This window comes from Enterobacter sp. EC_50, assembly GCF_019584525.1.
GTDB lineage: Bacteria > Pseudomonadota > Gammaproteobacteria > Enterobacterales > Enterobacteriaceae > Enterobacter > Enterobacter roggenkampii.
In genome coordinates this window covers 1-2777 of record NZ_VDAF01000060.1, presented here as the reverse complement: position 1 = coordinate 2777, position 2777 = coordinate 1, and the positions used below count along the sequence as shown (strand labels likewise).

Here is a 2777-nt window from a genome sequence, read left to right as displayed (position 1 = left end):
ACGATTCCTCTGTAGTTCAGTCGGTAGAACGGCGGACTGTTAATCCGTATGTCACTGGTTCGAGTCCAGTCAGAGGAGCCAAATTTAAAAAGCCTGCTTTTAAAGCAGGCTTTTTGCTTTGCGGATGAGGGAAAATGAACGCTCTGTTTGTCTACGGCACGCTGCGTCCGGGCCATTCTAATGCGCATATCCTTGAAAACATCGGCGGTGAATGGCTGGCCGGTTTCGTCTCCGGTACGTTCTACGAACGCGGCTGGGGTGCGGCGGCGGACTTCCCGGGGATCATGCTCCACCCCGATGGCCCCCGCGTCGAAGGCTATCTGTTTATCTCTGATAACCTTTCCGCACACTGGCAAATGCTGGATGAGTTTGAAGACGGCTATGACCGGGTTGAGGTCACGGTGACTACCTCTGAAGGCAAGCAGGTTCAAGCCTGGATTTATCAGCTACAGCCACGTTCTGAGTCATAAAAAAAGGCTCTCTGTCACCAGAGAGCCTTTTTCACGATTCGCTGCGATTACTCGCTTTTTGCTTCGCCGTTTTTGATTTCGCCCATCACTTTCAGCTTCTTAGAGATGTCGCGACGCTCTTTGGACAGTTCAGCGTTTTTGATGATGTAATCATCAACACGGTCTTCATAGTCGCTCTTCATGCTGGCGATGATGCCCTGAATAGCTTCAACGCTCATGCCTGGCTTGATGTAGTCGCTCAGGTTGTCGAGCAGCAGAACACGTTTCTGGTTGTCACGGATCTTCTTCTCAACGTCCTGGATTTCACGCTGCAGCTTGTTTTTGCGGCGGAACAGGCGGACGAATTCCAGAACATCCTGGAACGAAGGCTTGGTAGTTTCCATTTTTACACCCCTGATAATGTGAGATTCGGATTCGTTAAAGCAACCGTTGTAACAATAACCTTACTGACAGCGGCTGCGAATGACAATGAGTATATCGTTTAAACCTATCATAACCCCAATTGCTGCTGAATCGAAGCAGCAGGCGTCACATCCGCGTTTTATTTGCGCAGCGCCCGACAAATCAGATGCGATAGCAGCTCAAGCTGTCGCGCCAGTTCCATACTCAGCCAGACATAGCCATGAATGGGCGTTTCCGCCACGTTATCGCCCTGCCGCTCATTGATTAACTGCTTCAGCTCCGCAACGATCTCATTCAGCCGCTCGCTGTTTGCCAGTATCGGCTGCGGGTTACCTTCGTAGAGCGCATGAGCGATGGTCAACAGCGTTTGCTGCGTCATCTGCTGGGTCTCTTTGAGGGTCTGCGCGTTAAGCATCAACAAATGGCTCGGGCGAGAGGCCCAGTGCGCGTTGATTTGCAGTTCAAGCATGCAGACCAGGTTGCGGCTTACCGTCTGGATGGCTTCGAAAATCGCTTTCTGAATATGGGTCTCTTTGCTGGCGGGCGTGATCAGGCCGCGCATTTTGACCACGTCGTTGAGGATGGTTTGCAGATGCTTTTCCAGCCGGGGGCGTTCAACCAGATTAGGGGAAAAACCGGCCTGATAGACGCGGTTAAACGCGGTGACATAGTTGGCCATCTGGATACGCCAGTGCAGAAAAGCCCGCTGCGGCCAGATGCCGGTAAACAGCATGGCGAGCAGTGAACCCAGAATGACATCCCCGCTTCGCCACAGCGCCGTGGTCATATCCCCGGCGGGTGCGCCGACCACCACCGCAAGCGTAATACCAATCAGCAGCGCCTGATAAGGACGCTTGCCCAACGCCAGCCAGCCGCACAGGAACATGGCGGCACCGCACCATATCAGCATGACCGGAAACGAGATAAGTTCCAGCTTCAGGGCGATAAGCCCCAGGGCCGAACCTAACACGGTCCCGCCAATACGCTCGAAGGCGCGCGGGACAACGTTGCCCCAAAACGAGATGGGCCCCATCACCACCACCAGCGTGATCAGCGGCCACGTCCCTTCCGGAACCTCCAGCAAACGTACCAGTACAAACGTCAATACGAATGCCAGCGCGATGCGACACCCGTGCACCACACGGTAGTGTTTATACAACCGAATTTCAAAAGGGGTTAATGATTTGTCGGGACGCACACCCGCTCTCCAGCTACACGGCAAATCACAATTGTACTGTGTTTTCAGCCGGGCGGAACGGTCCCGGCTGAAAAACCCTTTATTCAGCAGGCCTAAACCGGTTTGTGCTCTACCGCGATATACATTTCAATATCCCAGTAGCCGTCCGCGTTGCCGTCATTCAAGTAGCGCTCGAAGCAGGGTTTGAGCGCCATCTGATACGTATTGTCCTGCAGCAGGGAATTGAAGAACTGATACCACGGCGAGGCAAAGTCGTAGTTTTCCACACGCGCCGTCGCCACGGCATAATCCCCTCCCGCGATTTCCGCCATCATGACGCCTTCGCTGTTTTCCGGGATCACAAAATCGTCCGGTACGGTAACGGCCGTATCGCAGCGCAGTTTTTCGGCCGGGACTTCATCCGGGTTATCGTAGTAGACCGCCACCCACTCCAGGGGCTCAATGTGACGCCCGTCGACCCACATGACCAGCTGTTCAAAGCCCTGTTTTACCGTGTGTTCCCACGGACCGACCAAATGAAAACCGGCAATCTTACGTTTCTGTTGCTGCGTAATGCTGTAGTCCATGCTGCCTCCGCTTATAACTGTATATTTATGGGTCTTCCCCGATCATGGTGGGAAGGCTCAGAACGCCATATTCAGCTTTCCGTAGTGGAACATCACCCCCAGTTTAAAGCGCTCCCGGTTTCGGTATCCCCTGGCTTTTAT

Annotated in this window: 4 protein-coding genes and 1 tRNA gene; 2 read left to right on the top strand and 3 right to left on the bottom strand. The window is 53.7% G+C overall.

All coding sequences use genetic code 11. The features are described 5' to 3' along the window. Positions 1 to 5 precede the first annotated feature (5 nt). Both FHC48_RS22905 and FHC48_RS22900 read left to right on the top strand, forming a co-directional pair. Positions 6 to 81: transfer RNA gene (locus FHC48_RS22905), tRNA-Asn, on the top strand. A 53-nt stretch (positions 82 to 134) separates the two neighbouring features. After that, entirely contained in the window at positions 135 to 470 is a 336-nt protein-coding gene (locus tag FHC48_RS22900) for a gamma-glutamylcyclotransferase family protein (protein WP_119312149.1), read from the top strand. Between the two features lie 47 nt (positions 471 to 517). Here the strand turns inward: FHC48_RS22900 and FHC48_RS22895 are convergent, their stop codons facing one another. The 3 genes from FHC48_RS22895 to sbmC all read right to left on the bottom strand — a co-directional run bounded on the left by FHC48_RS22895 (position 518) and on the right by sbmC (position 2636). After that, positions 518 to 853, bottom strand: a complete 336-nt coding sequence (locus FHC48_RS22895; protein ID WP_008499467.1) for a DUF496 family protein — start codon at positions 851 to 853, stop codon at positions 518 to 520. A gap of 158 nt (positions 854 to 1011) precedes the next feature. Beyond that, positions 1012 to 2070 (bottom strand): FUSC family protein, encoded by a 1059-nt coding sequence (locus FHC48_RS22890; protein WP_008499466.1) that lies wholly within the window; start codon positions 2068 to 2070, stop codon positions 1012 to 1014. 92 nt (positions 2071 to 2162) lie between these two features. Further along, a complete protein-coding gene (sbmC, locus tag FHC48_RS22885; RefSeq protein ID WP_119312150.1) occupies positions 2163 to 2636 on the bottom strand; it encodes a DNA gyrase inhibitor SbmC in 474 nt (157 codons plus the stop codon). Between the last annotated feature and the right edge of the window lie 141 nt (positions 2637 to 2777).

Coding starts and splice junctions, on each gene's coding strand:
- FHC48_RS22900 (WP_119312149.1), top strand. CDS start 135: ATGAACGCTCTGTTTGTCTACGGCACGCTGCGTCCGGGCCATTCTAAT.
- FHC48_RS22895 (WP_008499467.1), bottom strand. CDS start 853: ATGGAAACTACCAAGCCTTCGTTCCAGGATGTTCTGGAATTCGTCCGC.
- sbmC (WP_119312150.1), bottom strand. CDS start 2,636: ATGGACTACAGCATTACGCAGCAACAGAAACGTAAGATTGCCGGTTTT.